This is a genomic window from Rhizobium sp. NZLR10 (assembly GCF_019685125.1).
Lineage (GTDB): Bacteria > Pseudomonadota > Alphaproteobacteria > Rhizobiales > Rhizobiaceae > Rhizobium.
Genome location: NZ_JABDWE010000025.1, coordinates 1 through 25,664, shown reverse-complemented (window position 1 = coordinate 25,664; position 25,664 = coordinate 1). Strand labels below are relative to the sequence as shown.

25 protein-coding genes and 1 pseudogene are annotated in these 25,664 nt (G+C 62.2%); 16 read left to right on the top strand and 10 right to left on the bottom strand.

Translation table 11 applies throughout. The features are described 5' to 3' along the window. Window positions 1-34: 34 nt before the first annotated feature. Together HJB82_RS28840 and HJB82_RS28835 are read right to left on the bottom strand one after the other, a co-directional pair. A complete protein-coding gene (locus HJB82_RS28840; protein ID WP_207585724.1) occupies window positions 35-937 on the bottom strand; it encodes a proline iminopeptidase-family hydrolase in 903 nt (300 codons plus the stop codon). A 64-nt stretch (window positions 938-1,001) separates the two neighbouring features. After that, complete coding sequence (locus tag HJB82_RS28835; RefSeq protein ID WP_207585723.1) at window positions 1,002-1,799, bottom strand: LuxR family transcriptional regulator; 798 nt, start codon at window positions 1,797-1,799, stop codon at window positions 1,002-1,004. Between the two features lie 128 nt (window positions 1,800-1,927). On the opposite strand from HJB82_RS28835, the gene HJB82_RS28830 reads away from it, so the two are divergent. The 5 genes from HJB82_RS28830 to HJB82_RS28810 are packed head-to-tail and all read left to right on the top strand — an operon-like array spanning window position 1,928 to window position 7,896. Further along, window positions 1,928-2,818 (top strand): proline iminopeptidase-family hydrolase, encoded by an 891-nt coding sequence (locus HJB82_RS28830; RefSeq protein WP_207585722.1) that lies wholly within the window; start codon window positions 1,928-1,930, stop codon window positions 2,816-2,818. Between the two features lie 51 nt (window positions 2,819-2,869). Then, window positions 2,870-3,808, top strand: coding sequence for an ABC transporter permease (locus HJB82_RS28825; protein ID WP_207585721.1), 939 nt, complete (start codon window positions 2,870-2,872; stop codon window positions 3,806-3,808). Then, window positions 3,805-4,656: an ABC transporter permease gene (locus HJB82_RS28820; protein WP_207585720.1), complete on the top strand. Its 852-nt coding sequence runs from the start codon at window positions 3,805-3,807 to the stop codon at window positions 4,654-4,656. Before HJB82_RS28825 ends, HJB82_RS28820 begins: the two co-directional genes overlap by 4 nt. After that, on the top strand, window positions 4,653-6,362 hold the full coding sequence (locus HJB82_RS28815; RefSeq protein WP_207585719.1) for an ABC transporter ATP-binding protein: 1,710 nt from the start codon (window positions 4,653-4,655) through the stop codon (window positions 6,360-6,362). The genes HJB82_RS28820 and HJB82_RS28815 overlap by 4 nt, the downstream gene beginning before the upstream one ends. A 19-nt stretch (window positions 6,363-6,381) precedes the next feature. Continuing rightward, window positions 6,382-7,896: an ABC transporter substrate-binding protein gene (locus HJB82_RS28810; protein WP_207585718.1), complete on the top strand. Its 1,515-nt coding sequence runs from the start codon at window positions 6,382-6,384 to the stop codon at window positions 7,894-7,896. A gap of 77 nt (window positions 7,897-7,973) precedes the next feature. Here HJB82_RS28810 and yghU read toward each other — a convergent pair whose 3' ends face one another. Continuing rightward, a complete protein-coding gene (gene yghU / locus HJB82_RS28805) occupies window positions 7,974-8,849 on the bottom strand; it encodes a glutathione-dependent disulfide-bond oxidoreductase (protein WP_221116165.1) in 876 nt (291 codons plus the stop codon). A 189-nt stretch (window positions 8,850-9,038) separates the two neighbouring features. Next, entirely contained in the window at window positions 9,039-9,941 is a 903-nt protein-coding gene (locus HJB82_RS28800) for an NAD(P)-dependent oxidoreductase (protein ID WP_207585717.1), read from the bottom strand. 159 nt (window positions 9,942-10,100) lie between these two features. On the opposite strand from HJB82_RS28800, the gene HJB82_RS28795 reads away from it, so the two are divergent. The 3 genes from HJB82_RS28795 (at window position 10,101) to HJB82_RS28785 (ending at window position 11,904) form a co-directional block, all read left to right on the top strand. Next, window positions 10,101-10,568, top strand: a complete 468-nt coding sequence (locus tag HJB82_RS28795; RefSeq protein WP_221116166.1) for a universal stress protein — start codon at window positions 10,101-10,103, stop codon at window positions 10,566-10,568. A 92-nt stretch (window positions 10,569-10,660) separates the two neighbouring features. Further along, a complete protein-coding gene (locus HJB82_RS28790) occupies window positions 10,661-11,575 on the top strand; it encodes a DnaJ C-terminal domain-containing protein (RefSeq protein ID WP_207585715.1) in 915 nt (304 codons plus the stop codon). A gap of 2 nt (window positions 11,576-11,577) precedes the next feature. Then, the gene (locus HJB82_RS28785) at window positions 11,578-11,904 is read left to right on the top strand and encodes a chaperone modulator CbpM (protein ID WP_207585714.1); all 327 of its coding nucleotides are present in this window, start codon (window positions 11,578-11,580) and stop codon (window positions 11,902-11,904) included. 27 nt (window positions 11,905-11,931) lie between these two features. Here HJB82_RS28785 and HJB82_RS28780 read toward each other — a convergent pair whose 3' ends face one another. Genes HJB82_RS28780 through HJB82_RS28770 form a run of 3 tightly spaced genes read right to left on the bottom strand, consistent with a single transcriptional unit; the run spans window position 11,932 to window position 14,104 of the window. Continuing rightward, entirely contained in the window at window positions 11,932-12,861 is a 930-nt protein-coding gene (locus HJB82_RS28780) for a phosphatidate cytidylyltransferase (RefSeq protein WP_221116167.1), read from the bottom strand. Further along, window positions 12,858-13,478, bottom strand: a complete 621-nt coding sequence (locus HJB82_RS28775; protein ID WP_221116168.1) for a 1-acyl-sn-glycerol-3-phosphate acyltransferase — start codon at window positions 13,476-13,478, stop codon at window positions 12,858-12,860. The genes HJB82_RS28780 and HJB82_RS28775 overlap by 4 nt, the downstream gene beginning before the upstream one ends. Next, window positions 13,475-14,104 carry a CDP-alcohol phosphatidyltransferase family protein gene (locus tag HJB82_RS28770; protein ID WP_221116169.1) on the bottom strand — a complete coding sequence of 210 codons (630 nt, stop codon included), beginning with the start codon at window positions 14,102-14,104 and terminating at the stop codon, window positions 13,475-13,477. The genes HJB82_RS28775 and HJB82_RS28770 overlap by 4 nt, the downstream gene beginning before the upstream one ends. A 333-nt stretch (window positions 14,105-14,437) precedes the next feature. Here HJB82_RS28770 and HJB82_RS28765 point away from each other — a divergent pair, with 333 nt between their 5' ends. The 6 genes from HJB82_RS28765 to HJB82_RS28740 are packed head-to-tail and all read left to right on the top strand — an operon-like array spanning window position 14,438 to window position 21,670. Beyond that, the gene (locus tag HJB82_RS28765; RefSeq protein WP_164010930.1) at window positions 14,438-15,424 is read left to right on the top strand and encodes a BMP family protein; all 987 of its coding nucleotides are present in this window, start codon (window positions 14,438-14,440) and stop codon (window positions 15,422-15,424) included. Window positions 15,425-15,432: 8 nt separating this feature from the next. Then, the gene (locus HJB82_RS28760; RefSeq protein WP_221116170.1) at window positions 15,433-16,845 is read left to right on the top strand and encodes an amidase; all 1,413 of its coding nucleotides are present in this window, start codon (window positions 15,433-15,435) and stop codon (window positions 16,843-16,845) included. Further along, window positions 16,842-18,374, top strand: a complete 1,533-nt coding sequence (locus HJB82_RS28755) for an ABC transporter ATP-binding protein (protein WP_221142197.1) — start codon at window positions 16,842-16,844, stop codon at window positions 18,372-18,374. Before HJB82_RS28760 ends, HJB82_RS28755 begins: the two co-directional genes overlap by 4 nt. Continuing rightward, window positions 18,364-19,413, top strand: a complete 1,050-nt coding sequence (locus HJB82_RS28750; RefSeq protein WP_207585709.1) for an ABC transporter permease — start codon at window positions 18,364-18,366, stop codon at window positions 19,411-19,413. The genes HJB82_RS28755 and HJB82_RS28750 overlap by 11 nt, the downstream gene beginning before the upstream one ends. After that, window positions 19,410-20,354, top strand: a complete 945-nt coding sequence (locus HJB82_RS28745) for an ABC transporter permease (protein WP_207585708.1) — start codon at window positions 19,410-19,412, stop codon at window positions 20,352-20,354. The genes HJB82_RS28750 and HJB82_RS28745 overlap by 4 nt, the downstream gene beginning before the upstream one ends. Window positions 20,355-20,380: 26 nt before the next feature. After that, window positions 20,381-21,670 (top strand): amidohydrolase family protein, encoded by a 1,290-nt coding sequence (locus tag HJB82_RS28740; protein ID WP_221142178.1) that lies wholly within the window; start codon window positions 20,381-20,383, stop codon window positions 21,668-21,670. Between the two features lie 98 nt (window positions 21,671-21,768). Here the strand turns inward: HJB82_RS28740 and HJB82_RS28735 are convergent, their stop codons facing one another. The 3 genes and pseudogenes from HJB82_RS28735 to msrA form a co-directional block, all read right to left on the bottom strand. After that, window positions 21,769-22,467 (bottom strand): ribonuclease activity regulator RraA, encoded by a 699-nt coding sequence (locus HJB82_RS28735; RefSeq protein WP_207585706.1) that lies wholly within the window; start codon window positions 22,465-22,467, stop codon window positions 21,769-21,771. Window positions 22,468-22,494: 27 nt separating this feature from the next. Beyond that, window positions 22,495-22,722: pseudogene (locus HJB82_RS28730) on the bottom strand (SDR family oxidoreductase); the annotation flags it as partial. 73 nt (window positions 22,723-22,795) lie between these two features. After that, entirely contained in the window at window positions 22,796-23,305 is a 510-nt protein-coding gene (msrA, locus tag HJB82_RS28725; protein ID WP_221116173.1) for a peptide-methionine (S)-S-oxide reductase MsrA, read from the bottom strand. 186 nt (window positions 23,306-23,491) lie between these two features. Here msrA and HJB82_RS28720 point away from each other — a divergent pair, with 186 nt between their 5' ends. Together HJB82_RS28720 and HJB82_RS28715 are read left to right on the top strand one after the other, a co-directional pair. Then, the gene (locus HJB82_RS28720) at window positions 23,492-24,637 is read left to right on the top strand and encodes an extracellular solute-binding protein (RefSeq protein WP_221116174.1); all 1,146 of its coding nucleotides are present in this window, start codon (window positions 23,492-23,494) and stop codon (window positions 24,635-24,637) included. After that, window positions 24,637-25,527, top strand: coding sequence for an ABC transporter permease (locus HJB82_RS28715; RefSeq protein WP_221116175.1), 891 nt, complete (start codon window positions 24,637-24,639; stop codon window positions 25,525-25,527). Before HJB82_RS28720 ends, HJB82_RS28715 begins: the two co-directional genes overlap by 1 nt. Window positions 25,528-25,664 lie beyond the last annotated feature (137 nt).

Sequence of the window (25,664 nt, the reverse complement as noted above, 5' to 3'; positions counted from 1 at the left end):
TCGCGGGCGATCCAATGGGCCGGCAGCGCGTTCCTCAATCGTGCCGTGACAGGAAACCGGAAACGGTCGCCAGGCAAAGCTGTTTTTCCTCGACATGCGGCATGTGGCTGGAGTTTTCGAAGAGCACCCATTCGCAGCCCGGGACACGTTCGAGGTAGGGCCTGACCACCAGTGGCGTCGCCTCGTCGTATTTTCCCGAGATCAGCAGCGTCGGGGCTTCGATACGGTCAAGCCTGTTCTCGATCGTCCAGTCTTTCATTGTGCCGATGACGTGAAATTCGGTCGGGCCATTCATGTTGCGGTAGACGGTGTTGTCCTCGTCCATGATCGCGAAGGTCCGCGCCACTTCGGGCGGCCACGGCGACACGCGGCAGACATGGCGGTCATAAAAGACCCGCGAGGCGGCGATATAGTCCGGATCGGTGAGGCTTCCCGCCAGTTCATGCTTCAGCAGCGTGTCCTGCACCTCCTTCGGCAGTTCCTGCCTCAGCCGGTTCGCCTCCGAAACCCAGGTGTGCATGTTTGCAGGCGAGTTGGCGATGACCAGCGCCTTCAAGCCTTGCGGCCGGCGCACCGCATGTTCGGCGCCGAGCATGCCGCCCCAGGACTGGCCGAGGAAGGCATAACGATGCTGAATGCCGAGATGGGACAGCAGCGCGTCCAGCTCTTCGAGGAACAGGCCAACCGTCCAGAAATCCGGGCCTTTTTCTGGAAGTCGGGTGGAATTGCCATTGCCGAGCTGGTCGTAATGGATGACCGGGCGGCCGTCGAGGGCGGCGATATCCTTGAAGGAATCGACGTAATCATGCGTGCAGCCAGGCCCGCCATGGGCGACGACGAGGGGCAGTTTGCTGCTCTCCAGCGAGCCGGTGACGCGATACCAGGTGCGATAGTCGCGAAAGGGCAAATAGGCTTCGGTGGTCGTGACTTCGCCCATAGGCGTCTCCATCATTCAGCGGTGATGAAAAAGCATAACGCGGCGGCAACGGCGAAGGCAGCTATCACAAGTTATAGGGTGGCCAGGGTTGGGTCGGCCGGTCTTCGAGCAGGCGGTAATGGGTAGCGCGCACCACGGCCTGGGTGCGGTTGCGGGCGCCGAGTTTCTTGGTTGCGGCGTTCAGATGCATGACGACAGTCGGGACGGAACGGTCGATGATGCGGGAAATTTCCTTGGCTGAATAACCTTCCGCCGAATGGCGCAGGCATTCACGTTCGCGTTCGGTCAGGCGGATCGTGCCGACGCTCTTCGCCCGCGTGTCAAACAGCGAATAGGCGGTCTCATGGAAGACATGGGCCAGCAGATTGAAGTCGGCGATATAGCGCAGGGCGTGCCGTTCGAAATCGCTATTGCGGCCGAAGCGGATACCGGTGACCGTCGCATAGTCGCCGCGTGGCATGTGAACCGGGACGGTGACGCCGGTCGACATGTCGCGTTCACGCAAATAGCGCGTCACCGGCGCGGTGGCCTCGCTCATGAAACGCCTGATCAACGTATCGGCGTCGGCGTCATAGTTCCAGAAGAAGGGTGCGGAGGTGCGCAGCGCCACCTGCTGCACCGGATCGATACGGAAATAGCCGCGATCGAACCAGTAGTCGTGCATGTCGTCTGATATATTCCTGAGCTTCAGCAGCGAGGGTATCATGATGGCGCCGTCGAGATCGTAGGGCACCGGCGTATAGTCATAGATCAGCGCTTCGAAGCCGATCTGCTGCATCGCCTCGAAGGCCTGGTCGATCCGGCCGTCCAGCGTTTCATGCGCTGTAAACCGCCGTCTGATCGTTCCGATATCGTCAAGCATGATTTGCTCCCAGGTACGGCGTACTGCCCACCCTATCACTTCTTATAGCTGGCACGGAATGCGGTTTAAGGTAAAAATTTAGCCGTGCCCAATTATTGAGCAAGTGAAATCTTCTGGCGGAGCGATCAATGTGGCGTGAAATACGGCCGGACGAGCGATTCGAGATCGATGTCGATGGCTATCGCGTCGTTGCTTATAGTTTCGGGACCGGCAGCGAGACGGTTTTCTGCCTGAACGGCGGGCCGGGCCTGCCCTGCGACTACCTGCGCGAGGCGCATTCCTGTCTCATCGACAAGGGCTATCGCGTCGTTGCCTTCGACCAGCTCGGTACCGGCGCCTCCGACCGGCCGGCCGATCTCTCGCTCTGGACGATCGGCCGTTATGTCGAGGAGACGGAGACGGTGCGCAAGGCGCTGGGCCTCGGCAAGGTCCACATGCTCGGCCATTCCTGGGGCGGGTGGCTGGCGATCGAATATGCTCTGACCTATCCCGAAAACCTCAAGACGCTGATCCTCGAAGATACCGTAGCCGACATGCCGCATCTGATCTCGGAACTGGAACGGCTACGCGCCGCGCTTGGTCCAGAAACCGTGTCGATGATGCAGAAGCACGAGGCGCAAGGCACCTACAATCACCCCGAATATCTCGCTGCCGTCACCATTCTGAATTATCGGCATGTCTGCCGTCTGCCGGAATGGCCGGCGCCGGTGCGCCGCTCGCTCGACGATTGGAACATGGCGCCCTACGAGACGATGCAGGGGCCGAACGAGTTTCTCTACATCGGAAACCTCAAGGATTGGAACCGCATCCCAGATCTGCCGCGGCTGATGCTGCCGGTGCTCATCACGACGGGAGAGCATGATGAGCTGACCCCGGCCTGTGCGCTCAGGATGAAGCTTGCGCTGCCGAATGCCGAACTCAAGGTATTTGCCAACGCCAGCCACATGCCGTTTTATGAGAATCCGCAGGATTATTATCCGGCGCTTCTCGATTTTCTCGCCCGGCACAAGGCAGCCTGATGCAAAGTAAAGCGGCTCAAACCCGACGAAGAAAGAGGGGCGATCGCCTTCATGCATCGCTATAGATTCGTTCTGACCCGACCGCTGCAGTTCCTGCCGGTCATTTTTGGCATCAGCGTCATCACTTTTATTCTGGTCCGGTTGATCCCAGGCGATCCGGCGCGCAACATCCTCGGCACGCGCGCGACACCGGCAGCTCTTGCCAGCATCCGCGCCCAGTACGGCCTCGATCAGCCGATGTGGCTGCAATATGTTTATTTCCTCAAGAACCTTGCCAATGGCGAGATGGGCAAGTCGATCCTTTACAAGATCGACGTGCTGAAGCTGATCGTCACCCGCATCGAGCCGACGCTTGCGCTGGTCGTTTCCAGCGTCGTGCTTTCGGTCCTGATTGCGGTGCCGATGTCGGCGATCGCCGCCCGCAATGCCGGCCGGGCGCCCGATCATGCGGTGCGCATCGTCTCGACATTCGGCATCGGCTTTCCGCCCTTCTGGCTGGGGCTGATGCTGATTATCCTGTTTAGCGTCGAACTCGGCGTGCTGCCGGTTTCCGGTTATGGCGCGACGATCGGTGAGAAGCTGTCGCATCTCGTGCTGCCGAGCCTGACGGTCGCCCTGTCGCTCTCGACCGTGCTGACGCGCAGCCTGCGGGCGGCGATGATCGAGCAGCTGAAATCGGATGTGGCGACGGCAGCGCGCGCCCGTGGCATGCCGGAGGGGATCGTCTTCTGGCGGCATGTGCTGCCGAACTCGCTGGTGCCGACGATCAACCTGCTTGCCGTCAACATCGGCTGGCTGATCGGCGGCACGGTGGTGGTCGAGACCGTCTTTGCGCTGCCCGGCATGGGGCAGCTGCTCGTCAGGGCGATCTTTTCACGCGATTACATGGTGGTCCAGGGCGTCGCCATGGTCTTTGCCTGCGCCACCGTGCTCATCAACTTCATCGCCGACATCGTTACCGTCACCGTCGATCCGAGGGTGAGGCTATGAGCATCGAAGCAATCGCCCCAGCATCCCTCGGTTGGCACCGGTTCTTCAGACGGCGGCTGATGCTTGCCGTCGGTGCGGGCATATTGCTGTTCTTCGTCCTGCTGGCGATCGGCGCGCCTGTTATCGCGCCCTACGACCCGATCATGCAGAACGCCGAGGTGCGCCTGCAGGCGCCTTCCCTGTTACATCCGTTCGGCACCGACAATTTCGGCCGCGATATCCTCTCGCGCGTCCTCTGGGGCGCCCGCCTCGATCTGCAGATGGCGCTGATCGGCGTCATCTTCCCCTTCCTGATCGGCACGACGGTCGGCACGATCGCCGGCTTCTTCGGCGGCATCGTCGATGCGCTGTTCATGCGCCTCGTCGATATCATTCTCGCCTTCCCTTTCCTCGTGCTGATGCTGTCGATCATCGCAATCCTCGGCCCTGGCCTCGGCAGCTTCTATATCGCCATGGCACTGGTCGGCTGGGTTTCCTACGCGAGGCTGATCCGGGCGCAGATGCTGGTGCTGAAAAGCAGCGACTACGCCGTTGCCGCCGTCAGCCTCGGCTTCAGCCGCTCGCGCATCATGTTCCGCCACCTGCTGCCGAACGCGATCGCCGGTTCGATCGTCTTTTCGATGTCCGATGCTACGCTCGTACTGCTCAGCGGCGCTGCCGTCAGTTATCTCGGCCTCGGCGTCCAGCCGCCGGTGGCCGAATGGGGTGTCATGGTCGCGGAAGGACAGAGCTTCATCACCACCGCCTGGTGGATCACGCTGTTTCCCGGCCTCTCCATCGTCTGCCTTGCTTTCGGCTTCAGCATGCTGGGCGACGCTCTCGGCGAACTGCTCGGAGTGCACGAATGAGCGGCTCCGTGCTGTCCGTCCGCGATCTCACAGTACGCGTCCATCTCGATTCCGGCCCGCGCACGCTGCTCGATGCGGTCTCGCTCGATCTCGGCAAAGGTGAGATCCTCGGACTCGTCGGCGAGAGCGGCTCGGGCAAGAGCCTGTTCTGCCGTTCGCTGGTGCGGCTGCTGCCCTCCTCGCTGTTGAAGATCGAAAGCGGCTCGGTGCTGCTTGAAGGGCGCGACCTCATGCGGGTCGACGACGGCGAGATGCTGAAGGTGCGCGGCGGCGAGATCGGCATGATCTTCCAGAACCCGACCAGTCATCTCGACCCGGTGATGCGGATCGGCGACCAGATCGCCGAGGGCATCCGCTATCATCAACGCCTCGGCGTCCGCGAAGCCCGCGCTGCTGCGACGGAAATCCTCGCGCAGGTCGGCTTCCCCGATCCGGTGCGCCAGTATGACAGCTATCCGCACGAATTTTCCGGCGGCATGCGGCAGCGGGCGATGATCGGCGTTGCTCTGTCCTGCAACCCGAAGATCCTGATCGCTGACGAGCCGACGACGGCGCTCGACGTGACCATCCAGGCGCAGATCCTGCGACTGTTGATGGAGATACGCGACCGGCGCGGGCTGTCGATCATTCTGATTACACACGATCTCGGCATCGTTGCCCAAAGCTGCGACCGCATCGCCGTGCTGCGCGACGGCAAGCTCCTCGAAGAGGGGCCGAAGCGGACGATCCTGGCGCGGCCGCAGCATCCCTATACGATCAACCTGATCAACAGCCACCCTTCCCTGCCCGGCGCGACGCCCGCGCCGCTGTTGGGCATTGCCGCGGCCAGCCCACCGGCGCGGCCACTGCTCGAAATCGACGATCTGCATGTGCGGTTCAGAGCCGGCGGCAGCCTGTTCAAGGGCGGTGGCAAGACGGTCAGCGCCGTTGCCGGCGTCAGCCTGCAGATCATGCCGGGCGAGACGGTCGGCATCGTCGGCGAATCCGGCAGCGGCAAGAGCACGCTTGCCCGCGCCGTGCTCGGCCTCACACCGCTTTCCTCAGGCCACGTCACCTTCGACGGCGTCGATCTGGCCCTGCAGAAAAGCGCCGGCCTGGCAAAACTCCGGCGCGAGACGGCGATGGTCTTCCAGGATCCCTACAATGCGCTCAATCCGCGGCTGACGATCGGGCAGATGCTGTCCGAGGTGCTGAAGGTGCAGGGCAAGGTCGCCAGGGCCGATATCCCGGCGCGGATCGACGCGCTGCTCGATCTGGTTGGCCTCGAACGCGAATTCGCCGGCCGCAAACCGCGCAGCATGAGCGGCGGCCAATGCCAGCGCGCCGGTATCGCCCGGGCGCTCGCCGTCAACCCGAAGCTGATCATCGCCGATGAATGCGTCGCCGCGCTCGACGTCACCATCCAGGCGCAGATCATCGAGCTGTTCCGCGAACTCACCGCGAGGATGAACCTCACGCTGATCTTCATCGCCCATGATCTGGCGATCGTCCGCAATCTCTGCGAACGCGTCGTCGTGATGTATCGCGGCGAGATCGTCGAGCAAGGCCGGTCCGAAGAGGTCTTCGCGCGGCCGAGCCATGCCTATACGGCGGCGCTGATCGCGGCCATTCCCGACATCGATCCTGATACGCCGCTGCTGCAAGGCGCCGGCGGCCGGGACGATCAGCAAGCGGTGCCGATCCAACCCATCAAACGAATGCCATAACAACGAAGGGAACGAATTCATGACAAACAGATGGAAATCAATCGGGCTTGCAGCCCTGCTCGCCGGCCTGACACTCAGCACAAGCTATGCCGAGGCCGCCGGTGTGCTGACCATCGGCCGCCGCGAGGACTCGACGACATTCGATCCGATCAAAACAGCCCAGAACATCGACAACTGGGTGTTCTCAAACGTCTACGACGTGCTGATCCGCGTCGACAAGACAGGCACCAAGCTGGAACCGGGCCTTGCCGAAAGCTGGACTGCCTCGGACGACGGACTGACCTATACGTTCAAGATCCGCGACGCGAAATTCTCCGACGGTTCGCCGCTGACGGCGGAAGACGCCGCCTTCAGCCTGTTGCGCATCCGCGACGATGCTGCCTCGCTCTGGAGCGATTCCTACAAGGTGATCGACACGGCGGTCGCGACCGATGCGCATACGCTGACGATCAAGCTGAAAAACCCGTCCGCGCCGTTCCTTTCGACGCTGGCGCTGCCAAATGCTTCGGTCATTTCCAAGAAGGGCATGGAATCGCTTGGTGCCGACGCCTATGCCGAAAAGCCGATCGCATCCGGCGCGTTCACCGTCGAGGAATGGCGCCGCGGCGACCGTATCATCTTGAAGAAGAACCCGAACTTCTGGCAGGCCGACCGCGTCAAGCTCGACGGCGTCGAATGGATCTCCGTGCCCGACGACAATACCCGCATGCTGAACGTCCAGGCCGGTGAGCTGGATGCGGCGATCTTCGTTCCCTTCTCCCGTGTCGAGGAGCTGAAGAAGGATCCAAACCTCAACGTCGATATCGACGCCTCGACCCGTGAGGATCATCTGCTGATCAACCATGCGCATGGAGCGCTCGGCAAGAAGGAAGTCCGCCAGGCGCTGGATCTGGCGATCGACAAGAAGGCGATCGTCGATACCGTCACCTTCGGCCAGGGCACGGTCGCCAATTCCTACATTCCGAAGGGGGCTCTCTATTATTTCGCCGACAATCTGCAGCGGCCTTATGATCCGGCAAAGGCTAAGGAGATGCTGGCGGCCGCCGGCGCCTCCGACCTGACGCTGAATTACTTGGTCCGCGCCGGCGACGAAGTCGATGAACAGACGGCCGTGCTGGTCCAGCAGCAGCTGCAGAAGGCCGGCATCACCGCCAATCTGCAGAAGGTCGATCCGAGCCAGGAATGGGATATGACCGTTGCCGGCGACTACGACGTCTCGGTCAACTACTGGACCAACGACATTCTCGATCCGGACCAGAAGACCACCTTCGTGCTCGGCCACGATTCCAACAACAATTATTCGACCAACTACAAGAACGAGGCGGTGAAGGAACTGGTCGCCAAGGCGCGTCTCGAGCTTGACCCGAAGAAGCGCCAGGAGATGTATGTCGATCTGCAGAAGATGGCCAAGGACGACGTCAACTGGATCGACCTCTATTACAGCCCCTATATCAACGTCACGCGCAAGAATATCGAGAACTTCTACCAGAACCCGCTCGGCCGATTCTTCCTGGAGGATACCGTCAAGAACTGAGTTTTGGCCCACGCTCCGTCGCCTCTGGGCGGCGGAGCATCATCTATTTCGGGGGAAGCGAAAGTCGCGGCGGTTGCTTAACTGGCGACCGCGAGTTTGTCTTGCGTCCTCGTCTCGAAATCGCTGGCGTCGTGACGCTCATGCAACTGGCTCGACGGCTCGCCGGAGGTCCGGTTGACCATTCGCCCGCGTTTTACGGCCGGGCGGTCGCCGATTGCGTCGGCCCAGCGCTGGACGTTCTTATAGTCCTCGACCTGCAGGAATTCGGCGGCTCCATAGGTCAAGCCCTTCACTAGGCCGCCATACCAAGGCCAGACGGCAATATCGGCGATCGTATATTGGCTGCCGGCCAGATACTCGCTTTCAGCGAGGCGACGATCGAGCACGTCGAGCTGGCGCTTCACTTCCATGGCGAAACGGTCGATGGCATATTCGATCTTCGTCGGCGCATAGGCGTAGAAATGGCCGAAACCGCCGCCGAGATAGGGTGCGCTTCCCATCTGCCAAAACAGCCATGACAGGCATTCGGCGCGCTCGCCCGGTGCGGTCGGCAGGAAAGCCCCGAACTTTTCGGCGAGATAGGTCAGGATGGCGCCGGATTCGAAGACGCGGATCGGCGTTTCGCCGCTGCGATCCATCAGCGCCGGGATCTTCGAGTTGGGATTGACGGCGACGAAGCCGCTGCCGAACTGGTCGCCATCGCCGATCCGGATCAGCCAGGCGTCGTACTCCGCACCGCTATGGCCAAGCGCCAGCAACTCCTCGAGCATGATCGTGACCTTCTGGCCGTTCGGCGTTCCGAGCGAATAAAGCTGCAGCGGATGGCGACCGATCGGAAGCTCCTTGTCATGCGTCGGGCCTGCTATCGGGCGGTTGATGCTGGCGAACTGGCCGCCATTCGCCTTATTCCAGGTCCAGACCTTCGGGGGGGTATACTCGGAAGAACCGCTCATCTTTCAAACTCCTGGCATTGGTCGGATAGGTTGCGACGTCCGTTTGGCCGACGCATTTTTCCTGACATAGCAGAGGCAATGAGGTTTGTCAGAGGTGTCGGAACGGCTTCACATAATCGTCAGAGCGTTGGCTAAGAGATGCTGCCGCCCCCGATATTCGGCGCAGCGACGATTGCTTGACCGCCGTGCTCAGCCGCCGGTTTCCGCGGTCGCGAGGATCTCATCCAACTGTCCGACGAGGAGACGGCTACCCTCAACATCGCCAGCCATCCTGGCAAAGACGTCCGCCATGCCCCGAAAAATCCCCGCCGCCGGATCATCCTCTCCAAGGAAATCGGCGATCTCCTGCATTTCGGCAACCCATCGATAGGCTTTCGGATACATATCCGGAATGGATTTCGACAGCTTGCGGTCGACGTCCGGAAGGCTTTCGGCGAGTTCGGCCTTCAGGCTTTCGGCAGCACCCGAGCGCGATGCGGCAAGCAGCATCGCCGCGCCGAGGCCGACAAAGCCCTTGTTGATGCCGGCATAACACATCTTCAGCGCCGAGGCCGCGCCGAGCGGTCCATCGAGCCTGCGGATTTTGAGGCCGCATTCTTCGAGCAGCCTGGTTCGCGCCGCTGTATCGCCGCTGATATAGAGGGTCGGACCTGATTTGCCGGGAACCGGCGGCCCGCCGATGATCGCGCCATCCAACACTTCCACGCCGCTGCCGCCGAACCGTGCCGCCACTGCCTGCATTGTTTTCGGCGCAATTGCATTGAGGTCGATGAAAGGCGGCGGCGCCTGCACCCCCGGCAATATCTCCGCGACGAGCCCGGCAACCCCGATCGCTTCCGCCGGCGGAACGATCGACAGGATGATCTCTGCCTTCGCCAGCTCCTGGCGGCCGACCGGCACCATGCCGGCCGCCTTAGCCCGCGCGATCGTCTGCTCGCTGCGGCCTTCGAGACAGGTCAGCACGGTGGCGCCGTGATCGACCAGCCGTTTGGCGACCGCGCTTCCCATTGCGCCCGCTCCGATGATTGCAAAAGTCTGCATGTGAACCTCGATCAGTAACGACGTCACGATAGAGCTATTGCCGATGGCCATGCCGTCAATCGTGACGACCCCCAAAATTCTATTTTGAAGCGAACGGCCGCTTCCTGGACGCGATCATTGCGCTATTTCGGCGTTTCTGTTTGATATCGGTCAAAACAGAAACGGTCGATGCCGGTATAATCGGTGCGACCATTTGCGTGCGAGGATTTAATGTATCGAACGATCATCTGCGGCATCGGCATGGGCTCCCGGCAAACGGCAATCCGTCTCCTGCGCCGGGCGGCAGAGCTCCTGGACGAAGGCGGAAACGTCGTCGTCATGCATGCCATCGAGAACATCCCCCACCGTCACCTGTCGGGTATTCCCGAGGAATTCGAGACGACCGCTATCGTCGATGCCGAGAGGAAACTTGTGTCGCTCTGCAAGGAGCTCGCCATTCCGGCGACAGTCGAGATCCGCATCGGCGTTGCCGCCTCCGTGCTCGTGTCGGCCGCCAGGGAGAGATCAGCCGATCTCATCCTGCTTTCATCCCATGTGGCGGATATCACCGACTACGTCTTCTCCTCGATCGTCGAGAAGGTCGTGCGCCACGCCGGATGCTCGGTTCTCATCGATCGGCGTCCCGATCAAGCGCATGACGGCTCGGCCCCTCAGGAAGAAGACGCGCTGGCGCTCTAACCTTCTGTGGCTTCCCCTCCCCGGCGGCGGTCTGAGAACCTATATTTCCCCCAAGCCAATCGGCAGTATTAACTGCCCTGACGGAGATATGCATGAGCCAGGATCCATACGAGCTTCTGGGTGTGAAGCGGGATGCGTCGCAAAAGGACATTCAAAGCGCCTTTCGCAAGCTTGCCAAGAAACTTCACCCCGACCTTAATCCCGGCGACAGACACGCCGAGGAGCGGTTCAAGGAAATTTCGACCGCCTACGAGATATTGGGCGACGAGGGAAAACGCGGGCGCTTCGATCGCGGCGAGATCGACATGACGGGCGCCGAGCGGGCGCAACGCAGTTATTACCGCGACTATGCCTCGGCGAGCGGTCCCGAAAATCCCTACCACAACAGTGCCGGCTTTGCCGATTTCGGCGATGCCGACAATTCCTTTGCCAATTTCTTTTCGCGCCGCGCCGGCGGCGGCAGGATGCGCAGTCATGGCCAGGATCGGCGGTTCTCCATGCAGGTCAACTTTCTTGAGGCCATCAACGGCACCAGGACCGAGGTCAAGCTGCCGGACGGGCCACCGCTCGATGTGCAGATCCCGCCCGGAACCCGCGACGGCCAGACCTTGCGGCTGCGCGGCAAGGGCGAGCCGGGTATTGGAGGCGGGCCGCCGGGTGATGCCCTCATCGAGATCCGCGTGAGCCCTCACCGCTTCTTCACGCGGGATGGCGACGACATCCGCCTGGAACTGCCGATCTCACTTGGCGAGGCGGTGCTCGGCGGCAAGGTCCGTGTGCCGACACCGTCGGGACCCGTCAACCTGACGCTGCCCCCGCACTCGAATACGGGCAAGGTCCTGCGTCTCAAGGGCAAAGGCGTTGCCAATCGCGGCGGCGGGCACGGCGACGTCTATGTCTCCCTGAAGATCGTGCTGCCCGCCAATCCCGACGAACGGCTGACGTCCCTGATCAAGGAATGGGAGACGTCACATCCATACGATCCGAGGAAGAACATGGAGGCTTGATCATGGATGATCTCGAATTCCGTCTTTACTTGAAAATCGATGTCGTCCAGCTCGATTTCTGGATCGAACAGGGCTGGTTGATTCCCGAGACGTCCGGCGAAAGGCGATGGTTTCGCGACGCCGACGTTGCCCGCGCCAGGCTCATTCAGGATCTGATGGGCGACATGGGGATCAACGAAGCCGGCGTCGATGTCGTCATTGACCTGATCGACCAGTTGTATGATCTGCGGGGAACGATGGACAAGCTGATGACGGCTATCGGCAGGCAGGAGCGCGAGGTCCAGCTCCGGCTGTTCGAGAGCCTCGAAGACATCGACCGGGTTGAATGATCGGCCGCATGCTTTCGGATATCCGCCTCAGCTGGTGAACCAATAGCGGACGATGTGGAAGAACAGCGGTGCGGCGAAAGTTATGGAGTCCAGGCGGTCGAGCACGCCGCCATGGCCTTCAATCACATAGCCCCAGTCCTTGGCGTTGAGGTCGCGCTTGATCGCCGAGAGCACGAAGCCGCCGAAGAAGCCGGCGACGACGATGACCGTGCTGACGGCCGCCGCCTGCAGCGGCGAAAACGGTGTCAGGCGATAGAGCAGTGTTCCCAGAAGGATGGCCGAGGCGCCGCCTCCAATCAGGCCTTCGAGTGTCTTCGATGGGCTGATGTTCGGCGAGAAGCGATGCTTTCCCAAGAGCTTGCCCCAGACATACTGGAAGACGTCGCTGAGCTGCACGACGATGACCAGATAGACCAGCAGAAGCGCCGACGGCGTGCCGGTCTGCAGCATGAGTAGTGCGGGGGCATGGCTGATCGAATAGACCGTCAACATCAATCCCCATTGCACCCTGGCGCTGCGCGCCAGGAATTCGTTGACGTCACCGGTCAAGGTCGCCACTGCCGGTAGGATCAGGAAGGCATAGACCGGGATGAAGATGGCAAAGAGACCGTACCACTCGGTCCCGAGCAGCACGTAATGCACCGGCAGAACCACGAAAAAGGACAGGAACAGCGCCAGGTGATCGCCGCGCCGCGACGGTGTCAGCGTCCAGAATTCGCGGAGCGCCATGAAGGACAGAAATGCGAACAGGATGACCGTGGCCGTCTCGCCAAGCAGGATCGCACCGCCGAACACTGCGACCATGATCCACCAGGAGCGGATGCGGGCGTTGAGGTTCTGGACGGTGGCGACGGAACCGGGCTCGGTTGCGCGTCGCTGCAGAATGAAGCCGATCGCGGAAGCGACGGCAAGCAGGCCGAGGATCGCGGCAAGCACGATCGAGAAAAGGCTGGTCATGCGATATGTCCCCCGTCCGCGAGCTCGATGACCGCGGCACGGGCGCGGGCCAGGAAGGCGTCTTTTCCCTCGCCCGGTTCGACGCGCAACGGCTTGCCGAAACGCGCCGTGCAGGTGATCGGGACGATCAGCATGCTTCCTTTGGGCAGGATGCGCTGGAGATTGTCGAGATGGACCGGGACCAGATCGACATCGGGGAAACGGCAGGCGAGGCGATAGATGCCGCTGCGGAATGGGGCGATTTCTTCGGTGGCGCTTCTCGTCCCCTCCGGAAAGATCAGCACCGAGCGCCCCTCCTCGAGCAGGCGCTCGATCGGCGCCAGCGGATTGCTGTCCGGCAGCGGCTTGCGGTCTATCAGGACGGCGCGCAGGCCTTTTTCAGCGATGAAGCGCCGAAAGGCGCTCTTTCCCCAATAGTCGCGCGCCGCAACCGGATGGGTCAGCCGCCGCACCTGATACGGCAGGGCTGCCATGACGGCGACCGTATCGACATGGCTGTTGTGATTGGCGAAATAGATACGGCGGCGAGTGTCGGGCGCACAGCCCCGCCATTCGCTTCGGGCGCCGACCAGGATTCGGACGAACAGCACGAGAAGGCGACGAATGAGAGCGATCATAATCTCTCCAGCGAGCGGGCAAGCGTTTTCGTGCGCGTGATGCAGGTGACCAGGCTGCCGGCTGCGATGATGGCCGAGGCCAGGATCAGCGACCAATGGCTGGCGGATATCAGCGTCTCGATGCTTTGGGCAACGAGCCCCGCCGTCAGCACCGCCATGCGGCGCTGCTTGGCCATGATGCCGCTGAAGTCTTGAGGAAGGCCGACCGCTCCGCCGAAGACCCGGATATAGGCGGTGAATGCTGCGAGCAGCGCACCAAGCCAGCCAAGCCAGGCAAAGGCGCAGGCATAGCCGGCGGCAACAAGAAGCAGGCTGTCGGCGATCCGGTCGGGGAATTCGTTGTAGATCGGTCCACTCTTGGTTTTCTTGCCACCTTCGATCGCGACCATCCCATCGAGCAGATTGCAGACGAGCCGCAGTTGCACCGAGATCGCAGCACAGATCATGGCGATCGGATGTGCCGTAAGCAGGATCAGCGCCGCGCCGATGCCGGCAAACAGGATCGACAGCAACGAAATGCGGTTCGGCGTGACGCCGGTGCGCGCCAGCCGTGCGCTCATGCCGATCGCCCAAGACGACGACCGGCTCGCGATCGGCCGCCGCGAGGCGTCCTCTTCTTGCCCCATTTTCATTTCCCCAACCCGATCCCCTTGCATATCCTGCCGATGTCGTCGCGCCAAGCCGTCACGCCCGGTATGTTCGGCCCAGTGTCACTCTCGCTGACGCTGAAAGAGCGCGCTTTTCACCATCGAGCCTTGACCGCTTAAGAAGCCGGCGGCTGAGCACGCCATGCCGCGTCCTTTCGGCCAAACCGCGACACCACACGAGTTCGGAAAAATCGGCTGAAGAACACGGGCAATGGATCGAACAGCCTGATTTTTAAGCCCATTCGACGCTTGACACATTTTTGGGCGCTACCTATGATTTTTGAACCAAACGGTAAAAAAGGGGAGCAGTCAATGACCAAAGACATCCTGATTTCACGCCGGGCAGTGATCGCGTCGGGCATTGCGCTCGGCGTCAGCGGCTTTGCCCCGCTGGCGAGAGCTGCCGCGCCGCTGAAGGTTGCCGGCATTCATGCGTCGCCGGTCGAAAATGCCTGGAACTCCTGCCTGCATAAGGCCCTGCAGGACGCAGCCAAGGAAGGTGCCATCGAATACGTCTTCTCCGAAGGTGTCTCCGGCACCGATTATCCGCGCGCCATGCGAGAATATGCCGAGCAGGGCAACAAGCTAATCATCGGCGAAGCCTACGCGGTGGAGAAAGAGGCCAGGCAGGTCGCAGCCGATTATCCCGACACCGCTTTCGTGCTGGGTTCGAGCGGCGAGCAGGCAGGCGACAATTTCGGCGTCTTCGGCACCTGGAACCATGACGGCGCCTATCTTGCCGGCATGCTGGCCGGCAAAATGACTAAGTCGAATGTTGTTGGTTCGGTCGGCGCCATTCCGATCCCCGAAGTCAACATGCTGATCAATGCGTTCGCGGCGGGCGTCAAGGCCGTCAATCCCGACGCCAAGCACCTCGTCTCGTTCATCGGCACCTTCTTCGACCCGCCGAAGGCGCGGGAAGCCGGTCTTGCCCAGATCGATGCCGGCGCCGACATCCTATTCGGCGAGCGTATCGGCACGGCCGATGCCGCCAAGGAGCGCGGCATCAAGTCTGTCGGTTCGCTGATCGACTATACGCCGCGCTACCCGGATACGGTGTTCGCCAACGCCATGTGGTACTTCCGCCCGATCCTGAACGCTGCGATCGCCGATGTCGCTGCCGGAAAGCCGGTCGGCAGGAACTACACGTCTTACGGCCTGATGAAGGAAGGCGGCAGTGATATCGTCTTCGTCAAGGGTGTGGCGCCCGCTGAAGCCGAGGCTGCGATGGAAGCCAAGCGGGCGGAGATCAAGGCCGGCACCTTCGAAGTTCCGAAGATGATGGATGAGCCGAAGTAATCCGGCTCATGCAGGGCGATGCAACCGACCTGGCGGCAGCGATCAGGCATGGCAGCCTGAGCGCTGCCGAGGCGATGCTGGCTTCTCTTGAGGCAGCCGGACGGCAGGAGCCGCTCGGCGCGATCGCCTATGTCGATGCCGCTATGGGCCGAGCCTCGGCAGACGCCCGCGACGGGGAACGGCGGAGTGAGCCCGAACACTTTTCCATCAGGCCCTTTGCCGGCGTACCGACCTTGGCGAAGGATCTTGGCGGGCCTTTCGCCGGCCTGCCGGTAGCGGCCGGGTCCCGCCTCTTCGAAAGAAAAGGCGGCGAAGCAGATTCCGATCTCGCGTCCCGTTTCCGCGACGCCGGCTTCTGCCTGTTCGGCCTGACGACGAGCCCGGAATTCGGCCTGTCGCTTGCCAGCGAACCGGCGATCGGACCGCTCTGCCGCAATCCGCTCGATCCGGCACGAACCGCAGGCGGCTCTTCCGGTGGTGCGGCGGCGGCGGTTGCCGCCGGTATCGTCGCCATTGCGCATGCCACCGATGCCGGCGGCTCGATCCGCGTGCCCGCAGCCTGCTGCGGCCTTGTCGGAATGAAGCCGACACGCGGCGCCATGCCGGGCGGACCATCCTTCGGCAATCACCTCGGCGGCATCGCCAGCGAACTCGCGGTTTGCCGCTCGGTGCGGGATACCGCGCGAATATTCGATAGGCTGAGCGGCAGTTCACGAGGGCCATTTCCGGATCCTTCTCCTGTCGATATCGGCAACGGCCGTTTGCGGATCGGCCTGCTGGCCGATACCGGATCGGTCTATCCGACCGAGGGCAATCGGCTCGCAGCCGTTGAGGATGCGGCTCGTGCTCTTGAGAGCGACGGACACGAGCTCGTTCCGCTGAGCTGGGCTGAGTTCGAACGGAGCGTCACTTCAAGCGGCCGCGCCTTCGCCGATATCGTCTCCGTCAACCTTGCGGCGCTGATCAAGGCGGCGGCTCTTGATGAAAGCAGGGCCGAGCCTCTGACGCAGGCTTTCGCGGCGCGCGGACGGTCGCTTCCCGCCACCATGCTCTGGAGCGCGCTGAACGACGCCGTCTTGGTCAGCCATAACCTCTGGGCGCTGTTCGACAGGGTCGATTGCATCTTGATGCCGATGCTCTCGTCTGCACCTCTTGCGATCGGCTCCTTTCCGTCCGATCATGGCGACACGGATCTGCATCTCGAGCGGATGACGGCATTCGCGCCGCTTGCCTGCCTCGCCAATATTTCGGGTTTTCCTGCTTTGACGCTGCCTTTCGGACAGGATGAGCATGCGATACCGCTGCCGGTGCAGATCATGGCGCCGATGGGTCACGAGCCACGCCTGCTGTCGCTTGCCGCACGCCTGGAGGCCCAGGCGCGATGGCAGCACCGTTTTCCGGTCGCGGGATTGCCGTCATGACCGGACCTGTGCTGGAAATTATCGGCGTCAGCAGGCGCTTCGGCGGCAATCTTGCCAATGACGATATCTCCATGACGCTTGCCAAGGGTGAGGTCGTCGCTCTGCTCGGCGAAAACGGCGCCGGCAAGACCACGCTGATGAGCATCCTTTTCGGCCATTACATGCCCGATGCCGGCCGGATTCTGATCGAGGGTCTGGAGGTGCCGCAGGGCAAGCCGCGGGCGGCGATCCGCGCCGGCGTCGGCATGGTGCATCAGCACTTCTCGCTCGCACCCAATCTGACCGTTCTCGAAAATGTCATGACCGGCACCGAAAGCCTGTGGGTCTGGCGCTCGGGAACATCAGCGGCGCGAAAGAAGCTCCTGGCGATTTCCGAGCGCTTCGGCCTCAAGGTCGATCCGGATGCCCGTATTGGCGACTTGTCGGTCGGCGAGCAGCAACGCGTCGAGATCCTCAAGGCGCTCTATAACGATGCCCGCATCCTGATCCTCGACGAGCCGACGGCGGTACTGACCAATATCGAGGCCGAACGGCTGTTTACGACCTTGAAGGAGATGGCCCGCCAGGGCCTGTCGCTGATCTTCATCTCCCACAAGCTCGACGAGGTGATGGCGGCAGCCGACCGCATCGTCGTGCTGCGCGGCGGCAAGATGGTCGCCGAACGCAAGGCGTCGGAAACCAGCAAGGCCGAACTTGCCGAACTGATGGTCGGCCGCCGCGTGACGCGGCCGGTGCGCGAGCCGCCGACGCCCGGCGCGGTTGCGCTTGAAGCCGCCGATGTCACGGTGCGCATCGACGGCATCGATCGGTTGAAATCGATCAGCTTTCGGCTGCACCAGGGCGAGATCCTCGGCATCATCGGCGTTTCGGGCAATGGCCAGGCGGCGTTGGCGCACCTTCTTTCCGGCACGCTGGCGCGTAGCGGCGGCGACCTTCTTCTGTTCGGGGAGGCCGTCGGTGATCTCGGCGTCGCCGATGTCGTCGATGCCGGTATCGGCCGCATTCCTGAAGACCGCAATGAGGAGGGCGTGATCGGCGAGATGGCGATCTGGGAAAATGCCGTGCTGGAGCGCCTCGCCTCACCGGCCTTCTCGCGCCTCGGTTTTGTCAACCGCAAGGCCGGCATGGCCTTCGCCAGGGAGATCATCGACGGGTTCGATGTCCGTGGCGGCGGGCCAGCCATCCGTACCCGGGTGCTCTCCGGCGGCAATATGCAGAAGCTCATTCTCGGCCGCAACCTGCATCGGCGGCCGCGTATCCTGATCGCCGCGCAGCCCGCACGTGGACTCGACGAAGGGGCCGTGGCCGCCGTGCACGCGCGCCTGCTCGAAGCCCGCCGGCAGGGCGCCGCCGTCCTGCTGATCTCCGAAGACCTCGACGAGGTGATCGCGCTCGCCGACCGTATACAGGCGATCGTCGGTGGCCGCCTATCATCGCCCGTCGAGGCCGAAGACGCCGATGCCCGCAGGCTGGGGCTGATGATGACCGGCGAATGGCAAGAGACCCACGAGACCAGCCATGCGATTTGAGCGCCGCGAACACCGTCCGCTGTACCTGCTGATCGTCACGCCCGTCATCGCGGTGATCGCAGCGCTTGCGCTGGCGGGCATCTTGATCGCCATTGCCGGCGCGCCGGTGCTCGATGCCTATTGGCGTATCTTGATCGGTGCTTTCGGCTCGCGGCTGTCGGCGACCGAAACACTGACGCGAGCAACGCCGCTGATGCTGACGGGGCTTGCCGCCGCCGTCGCTTTTCGGGCGCGGCTCTGGAATATCGGCGCCGAGGGCCAATTTTATCTCGGCGCCATCGCCGTTGCCGCGGCGAGTTCGAAACTGTTGGGCGATCTTCCGGCACCCATTCTCATTCCGCTCCTGCTGCTGATCGGCGCCATTGCCGGCATGGTGCTCATTCTCATTCCCCTCTGGCTCAGGCTGCGCTTCTCGGTCGATGAGGTCGTCACCAGCCTGCTGCTGAACTTCATCGCCGTGCTCTTCGTCTCGATGCTGATCGACGGCGTTCTCAAGGACCCGCTCGCCTTCGGCTGGCCGCAGTCGCAATCCGTCAGCGATCATGCCATGCTGCCGAAATTGATCGCCCGCTCACGCCTGCATATCGGCTTTGCGATCGCGATCGGGCTGGCTGTCGTCGTTCATTTTGTTCAGTCCCGAACCGTGTTCGGCATGCAGTCGCGCGCCGCCGGCCTCAATCCCACCGGTGCGATCTTCGCCGGCGTGCCGCTCGGCAGAACGTTGGTGAAAGTCGCCTGCCTGTCCGGCGGGCTTGCGGGGCTCGCGGGAGCGATCGAGGTGATGGGGGTCAAGGGCTACGTGACGACCGATCTATCGCCGGGTTTCGGCTATTCCGGCATTGTTGTCGCGATGCTCGCCAACCTCAATCCGCTCGGTGTCGTCTTCGCCGCCATTTTCACGGCAACCATGTTTGTGGGCGCGGACGGCATGAGCCGAGGCCTTGGCATCCCCACCTATATCGCCGATGTCACGGTGGCGTTGTCGCTGCTGACGATGCTGATCGCATTGTTCTTCACCCAATACAGGATCCGGCGATGATGCAACTGTTCGACATCATCGCTTCATCAGGGCTCTGGGCGGCAATCCTGCGCATCGCCACGCCGCTGATTTTCGGCACGCTTGGCGCCTTGCTCTGCGAACGGGCCGGCGTGCTCAATCTCGGCATCGAAGGCATCATGACCTTCGGCGCGATGATCGGCTGGCTTTCCGTTTATCACGGCGCCGATCTCTGGACCGGCCTTCTGATAGCTGGCATAGCCGGCGGCGTCTTCGGCCTGCTGCACGCGTCGCTAACGGTGACGCTCGGCCTCTCCCAGCATGTCTCCGGTCTCGGCGTCACGCTGTTTGCCTCCAGCTTCAGCTATTATGTCTTCCGGCTGATCGTGCCGCTTGCCAATACGCCACCCACCATCGTGCCGTTCCAACCGATCGCCATTCCTGGGCTTTCGACCCTGCCTTTCATCGGGCCGGCCTTCTTCACGCAGACGGCGCCGACCTATCTCGCGATCATTATCGCCTTGCTGATGGCCTACATCATCTTCCGCACACCGGTGGGGCTTGCGATCCGCATGACCGGCGAAAATCCGCATGCGGCGGAAGCCCAGGGCGTCAATCCAATGAAGGTGCGCTATGGCGCGGTGATTGCCGGAAGCGCGCTGATGGGAATGGGCGGGGCCTTCCTGACATTGTCGGCATTCAACAGTTTCTTCCCGACGATGGTGCAGGGACGCGGCTGGATCTGCATCGCCCTCGTCGTGTTCGCCTCCTGGCGCCCCGGTCGCGCGCTTTTCGGCGCCCTGCTCTTCGCCTTCTTCGACGCTTTTCAGCTTCGGCTGCAAACCGCGCTGAGTGGGCTCATGCCCTATCAGCTTTTCCTGATGACCCCCTATATCCTTTCCATTGCCGCTCTTGCCGTCATGGCCCGCCGCGCCCGCGTGCCGCAGGCGCTGATGCAGCCCTATCGACGCGGCGAACGCTGAAACCGCCCACATCCAATGAGGTTCCGATGTTCGATTTGATCGTCAGAAATGCAAATCTCCCCGATGGCTCAAAGAATATCGATATCGGCATCCAGGGCGGCAAGATCGTCGTTGTCGAGCGCAATCTCCAGGCGCAGGCGGGGGAAGAGATCGACGCGACAGGTCGGCTGGTCAGCCCGCCCTTCGTCGACCCGCATTTCCATATGGACGCCACCCTGTCGCTTGGCCTGCCGCGCATGAATGTATCCGGCACGCTGCTTGAAGGAATCGCGCTCTGGGGAGAGTTGCGCCCGATCGTGACAAAAGAAGAGCTGGTCGATCGTGCGTTGCGCTATTGCGACCTGGCGGTCACGCAGGGGCTGCTCTTCATTCGCAGCCACGTCGACACCAGCGATCCCAGACTGGTGACCGTCGAGGCGATGATCGAGGTTCGCGAAAAGGTCGCGCCCTATATCGATCTGCAATTGGTCGCTTTTCCTCAGGATGGCTATTACCGCTCACCCGGCGCGATCGACACTCTCAACCGCGCCCTCGACATGGGCGTCGACCTCGTCGGCGGCATTCCCCACTTCGAACGGACGATGGGCGAAGGTACGGCCTCGGTCGAGGCGCTCTGCCGCATCGCTGCCGACCGCGGCCTGCCAGTCGATATGCATTGCGACGAAACCGACGATCCGCTCTCGCGCCATATCGAGACGTTGGCTGCGGAAACCATCCGCTTCGGGCTCAAAGGGCGCGTCGCCGGCTCGCATCTGACCTCGATGCACTCGATGGACAATTATTATGTCTCCAAGCTCATCCCGCTGATGGCGGAGGCCGAGATCCACGTCATCCCCAATCCGCTGATCAACATCATGCTGCAGGGCCGCCACGACACCTATCCGAAACGCCGCGGCATGACCCGCGTTAGGGAATTGATGGATGCGGGGCTCAACGTCTCCTTCGGGCACGATTGCGTCATGGATCCCTGGTATTCGATGGGGTCGGGCGACATGCTGGAGGTCGGCCATATGGCGATCCATGTCGCGCAGATGGCCGGCATCGACGACAAGAAGAGGATTTTCGACGCATTGACGGTCAATTCGGCAAAGACGATGGGGCTTGCAGGTTACGGCCTGGAAAAGGGATGTAACGCCGACCTCGTCATCCTCCAGGCGAGCGACACGCTGGAAGCGCTGCGGCTGAAGCCGAACCGGCTGGCGGTGATCCGTCGCGGCAAGGTCATCGCCCGCTCGGCGCCGCGCATCGGCGAGCTTTTCCTGGACGGGCGCCCGGCACGGATCGACGGCGGTTTGGATTACGCGCCGCGTTATTGAAGTGCGGGGGCGGCTTACCGGAGCAGACTTCTGTCTGCGCCAAAACAAAAAAGGGGTCGCGAGGCAGCGACCCCTTTCCATTCGCACTGGCTTGGAGATTATTTCTTCGAAGCCTCGTAGAGCGCCTTGGTTTCGGCGTTCATCGGATAGAGGCCGGGCAGCGGCACGCCGTCATCGATCCTGGTCATGATCCAGGCTTCCATGCGCTCCTGTTCCAGGGCTTCCGCCAGCACAGCCTCGAGCAAATCGGCCGGGATCAGCACCGCGCCGTCCTGGTCGACGACGATGATGTCATCGGGAAAGACCGCGACGCCGCCGCAACCGATCGGTTGCTGCCAGGCGACGAAGGTGAGGCCGGCAACCGAGGGAGGTGCCGCGACGCCGCGGCACCAGACCGGCAGGTCGGTGTCGAGCACGCCGGCAAGATCGCGCACCACGCCGTCGGTGACAAGTGCGGCAACACCCCGCTTCTGCATGCGGGCGCAGAGGATATCGCCGAAGATGCCGGCATCGGTCACGCCCATCGCGTCGACGACGGCGACGCAGCCTTCCGGCATCGCCTCGATCGCGGCGCGCGTCGAGATCGGCGAGGCCCAGGATGCCGGCGTCGCCAGATCCTCGCGGGCCGGAACGAAGCGGAGCGTGAAGGCCGGGCCGACGATGCGCGGCTGGCCGGGCTTTAACGGAACGGCGCCGCGGATCCAGACATTGCGCAAGCCTTTCTTTAGAAGAACGGTCGTCAATGTCGCCGTCGAGACGGCCTTGAGTGTTGCAATCGCTTCAGTGCTAAGGGCCATCGGTTCTCGTGTCCAATCCGGTTTCTGTCAGATGCTCTGGATCATGCCGCCATCGACGAGGATCACCGATCCGGTCAGATAGGAGGCAGGCTCGCTCGCCAGGAAGGCGACGAAATTGCCATATTCTTCCGGCCGGCCATAACGGCCGAGCGGAATGCTGCCAGTGCTTTCGGCGACGACGTCATCGATGGAGCGGTTTTCGCGCTTGGCCTGCTGCTCGTCGAGGAAGGTGATGCGGCGGGTGGCGCTCCGGCCCAACTGCGCGATGATAGATGGAAGACGTCGCCTCATACATGCCGGCTCTGATGCCGGCATGTATGTAAAAGCGTCAGGCGATCTTCTGGCGGACCGGCAGCTTCCAGCCTGGCCGGACGAAATGGCAGGTGTAGCCGTTTGGTATCCGCTCCAGATAATCCTGATGCTCGGGCTCGGCCTCCCAGAAATCGCTCACCGGCACGACCTCGGTGACGACCTTGCCGGGCCAGAGGCCGGATGCGTCGACATCGGCGATCGTATCCTTGGCAACACGCTCCTGCTCGGGGCTGGCGTAGAAGATCGCCGAGCGGTAGCTCGCGCCGACGTCATTACCCTGGCGGTTGCGCGTGCTCGGGTCATGGATCTGGAAGAAAAATTCGAGGATTTCGCGATAGCTGATCCTTGCGGGATCGAAGATGATCTCGATCGCCTCGGCGTGGTTTCCGTGGTTGCGATAGGTGGCATTCGGCACGTCGCCGCCGGAATAGCCGACCCGGGTCGAAATCACGCCCTTGTACCGGCGGATGAGGTCCTGCATGCCCCAGAAGCAGCCACCGGCGAGCACTGCACGTTCTTCGGTCATTGGATGTCTCCTTGTTTGCCAAGAGATAGTATCTCCGGCCCGCGATTTCCACACAGCGGAAATAAGCACAGCTGTGCAATTTCCTTTCGAACAGCCTGGTCCTGTCATGTCGATGTTACGCGCCGGCGCTAGCAAGGCCTCCGACAATCCGCCGAGGCAGAGCCTCGACACCTGATGGAGACGGTTATGAATAGGCGTGAATTTCTGATCACATCGTCGGCTGCGGCGGGTCTTCTGGCTCTCCCGCGCTTCGCATCGGCGGCAGTCGGCACGATCGACCTCTATAGCGGTTCGGATGCCAATATCGTCGACCTCTGGAACAACATCATCCGCCCTGCCTTCGAAAAGGCGCATCCCGAACTCCCGCTGAAGGTGACCGATGCCGGCGATAATAACGGCCTGCGCGCCATCGCCGACCGCGCGCTCGCAGCGCTGAAGACGAAGACCGATCCGCAGGCTGACCTTTTCGAGCAGTTCGATCCGCGTTTGCCGGCGGGTGGTATCGATGCCGGCCTCTGGGTGAAATTGTCAGCCGAAAACATCGAAGGCTACGACCACATCAATCCACTGGCCTTCGATACCCCCTACTCGCTTCCCTATCGCGGCTCGCAGGTGCTGCTCGCCTACGACACGGCCAAGCTCGACCCGAAGGATGCCCCAAAAAGCTGGGATCAGCTCACGACCTGGATCAAGGCCCACCCGGGCCAGTTCATCTACAACAGACCCGACAAGGGCGGTTCGGGCAGCAACTTCGTTCGCCGCGCAATTCATGAGGTGAACGGCCGCGATCCGAAGAAATTCAAGGTCGACAATTTCACCGTGGACTACGGCACCAAGGCGCTGACGCCGGCCTGGAAGCTGCTCAACGATCTCGCCCCTTCGCTCTACGACAAGGGCGCCTATACATCAGGCAATACCCAGTCGATCCAGCTGCTTGCCCAGGGTGTCGTCACCATGGTGCCGGTCTGGTCGGACCAGGTGCTGCAGGCGATCTCGCAGGGCGTACTGCCCGAGACGACCGGCCTGGTGCAGCTTGGCGATCTCGCCCTTTGCGGCGGCTTCTCCAGCATCACGGTGTTCTCGAACGGCGCCAACAAGGATGCGGCGCTGAAGCTTGCCGCGTTCATGCTGACAAAGGAAATGCAGGAAGCGATCATCACCCAGATCGGCGGCTTCCCTGCCATCTCCTGGGACCATATCTCCGACGATCTGCGCAAGAAATATGCTGACGTCATTCCGTCGACCATCCCCACCTTCCCGAGCGGCGATTGGGAAAAGGCGATCAACGACGGCTGGTATCGCAACGTCGCGCCGGGCATCAGCCGCACCTGATGTCCGCCGATACCGCGCTGGCGGCACCGCGCCGTCACCAATCTATCGACAGGAGGAGCTTCCTCGGGCTCCTCCTCGTTGCGCTGCCGGTCTTCCTGGTTGGATGGCTGATCATCTTCCCGATCTTTTCGGCGGTCGTCGGCACGATTTTGGTTCGAGGCCCTGAGGGCGCGACGGAGTTCTCGCTCGCCTCCTACCGCTTCTTCTTTTCCGATGGCTACAGCCTCGGCAATCTATGGCTGACGCTGTGGACCACCGCCGTCTGTGGCATTCTGCTTCTGGCGATCGGCCTTCCGATCGCGCTTTACCTTCGCTTCTCGCAAGGTCGCCTTGCTGCCTACGTGCAGGCTCTTGCGATCTTCCCGATGTTCGTGCCGTCAATCATTCTTGCTTATGCGCTGATCAGGACCATCGGGCCGAACGGCACCGTCGACCTGTTGCTGAACGCCGTCGGCCTGCCCAAGCTGCGCACGCCCTATCTGACGCCGTGGGGACCGGTGATCGGCCTCGTTTGGGACAATCTTCCGTTGACGGTGCTGATGCTGACGGCCGGCCTCTCCTCGGTTTCGAACAGCGCCATCGAGGCCGCCCGCGACGTCGGCGCAGGGCCGCTTCGGGTCTTCGTCTCGATCATTCTGCCGCGCATGGGCAATTCCCTGCTGGTCACTGCTTCCTTTGCGGTGCTCGGCATCTTTTCCGCCTTCACCCTTCCCTATGTGCTCGGCCCGGCATCGCCGGAGATGATGGGGCCGTTCATGCAGCGCACCTTCGCCGACATGAACGACCCGCTGAACGCCATGACCCAGGCCGTCATCACATTCGCCTTCTGCCTGGTCTTCGGCATCTTCTATATCCGGTCGATTGCCCGCAACCGGGAGGTCCGGCCATGAGAACAACTAGCAGGCTGCTGAAATTCGCTCTGCGTTGGCGCAGTTGCTTGCTGTGGGTCTGATTTTTTTACAGACTGGCTGTCGTGCGGTGGGATTTTGGCCGATTGAGGCGGGTTTTCTGGCCATATCGGCTTATT

Coding starts and splice junctions, on each gene's coding strand:
- HJB82_RS28840 (WP_207585724.1), bottom strand. CDS start 937: ATGGGCGAAGTCACGACCACCGAAGCCTATTTGCCCTTTCGCGACTAT.
- HJB82_RS28835 (WP_207585723.1), bottom strand. CDS start 1,799: ATGCTTGACGATATCGGAACGATCAGACGGCGGTTTACAGCGCATGAA.
- HJB82_RS28830 (WP_207585722.1), top strand. CDS start 1,928: ATGTGGCGTGAAATACGGCCGGACGAGCGATTCGAGATCGATGTCGAT.
- HJB82_RS28825 (WP_207585721.1), top strand. CDS start 2,870: ATGCATCGCTATAGATTCGTTCTGACCCGACCGCTGCAGTTCCTGCCG.
- HJB82_RS28820 (WP_207585720.1), top strand. CDS start 3,805: ATGAGCATCGAAGCAATCGCCCCAGCATCCCTCGGTTGGCACCGGTTC.
- HJB82_RS28815 (WP_207585719.1), top strand. CDS start 4,653: ATGAGCGGCTCCGTGCTGTCCGTCCGCGATCTCACAGTACGCGTCCAT.
- HJB82_RS28810 (WP_207585718.1), top strand. CDS start 6,382: ATGACAAACAGATGGAAATCAATCGGGCTTGCAGCCCTGCTCGCCGGC.
- yghU (WP_221116165.1), bottom strand. CDS start 8,849: ATGAGCGGTTCTTCCGAGTATACCCCCCCGAAGGTCTGGACCTGGAAT.
- HJB82_RS28800 (WP_207585717.1), bottom strand. CDS start 9,941: ATGGCCATCGGCAATAGCTCTATCGTGACGTCGTTACTGATCGAGGTT.
- HJB82_RS28795 (WP_221116166.1), top strand. CDS start 10,101: ATGTATCGAACGATCATCTGCGGCATCGGCATGGGCTCCCGGCAAACG.
- HJB82_RS28790 (WP_207585715.1), top strand. CDS start 10,661: ATGAGCCAGGATCCATACGAGCTTCTGGGTGTGAAGCGGGATGCGTCG.
- HJB82_RS28785 (WP_207585714.1), top strand. CDS start 11,578: ATGGATGATCTCGAATTCCGTCTTTACTTGAAAATCGATGTCGTCCAG.
- HJB82_RS28780 (WP_221116167.1), bottom strand. CDS start 12,861: ATGACCAGCCTTTTCTCGATCGTGCTTGCCGCGATCCTCGGCCTGCTT.
- HJB82_RS28775 (WP_221116168.1), bottom strand. CDS start 13,478: ATGATCGCTCTCATTCGTCGCCTTCTCGTGCTGTTCGTCCGAATCCTG.
- HJB82_RS28770 (WP_221116169.1), bottom strand. CDS start 14,104: ATGGGGCAAGAAGAGGACGCCTCGCGGCGGCCGATCGCGAGCCGGTCG.
- HJB82_RS28765 (WP_164010930.1), top strand. CDS start 14,438: ATGACCAAAGACATCCTGATTTCACGCCGGGCAGTGATCGCGTCGGGC.
- HJB82_RS28760 (WP_221116170.1), top strand. CDS start 15,433: ATGCAGGGCGATGCAACCGACCTGGCGGCAGCGATCAGGCATGGCAGC.
- HJB82_RS28755 (WP_221142197.1), top strand. CDS start 16,842: ATGACCGGACCTGTGCTGGAAATTATCGGCGTCAGCAGGCGCTTCGGC.
- HJB82_RS28750 (WP_207585709.1), top strand. CDS start 18,364: ATGCGATTTGAGCGCCGCGAACACCGTCCGCTGTACCTGCTGATCGTC.
- HJB82_RS28745 (WP_207585708.1), top strand. CDS start 19,410: ATGATGCAACTGTTCGACATCATCGCTTCATCAGGGCTCTGGGCGGCA.
- HJB82_RS28740 (WP_221142178.1), top strand. CDS start 20,381: ATGTTCGATTTGATCGTCAGAAATGCAAATCTCCCCGATGGCTCAAAG.
- HJB82_RS28735 (WP_207585706.1), bottom strand. CDS start 22,467: ATGGCCCTTAGCACTGAAGCGATTGCAACACTCAAGGCCGTCTCGACG.
- msrA (WP_221116173.1), bottom strand. CDS start 23,305: ATGACCGAAGAACGTGCAGTGCTCGCCGGTGGCTGCTTCTGGGGCATG.
- HJB82_RS28720 (WP_221116174.1), top strand. CDS start 23,492: ATGAATAGGCGTGAATTTCTGATCACATCGTCGGCTGCGGCGGGTCTT.
- HJB82_RS28715 (WP_221116175.1), top strand. CDS start 24,637: ATGTCCGCCGATACCGCGCTGGCGGCACCGCGCCGTCACCAATCTATC.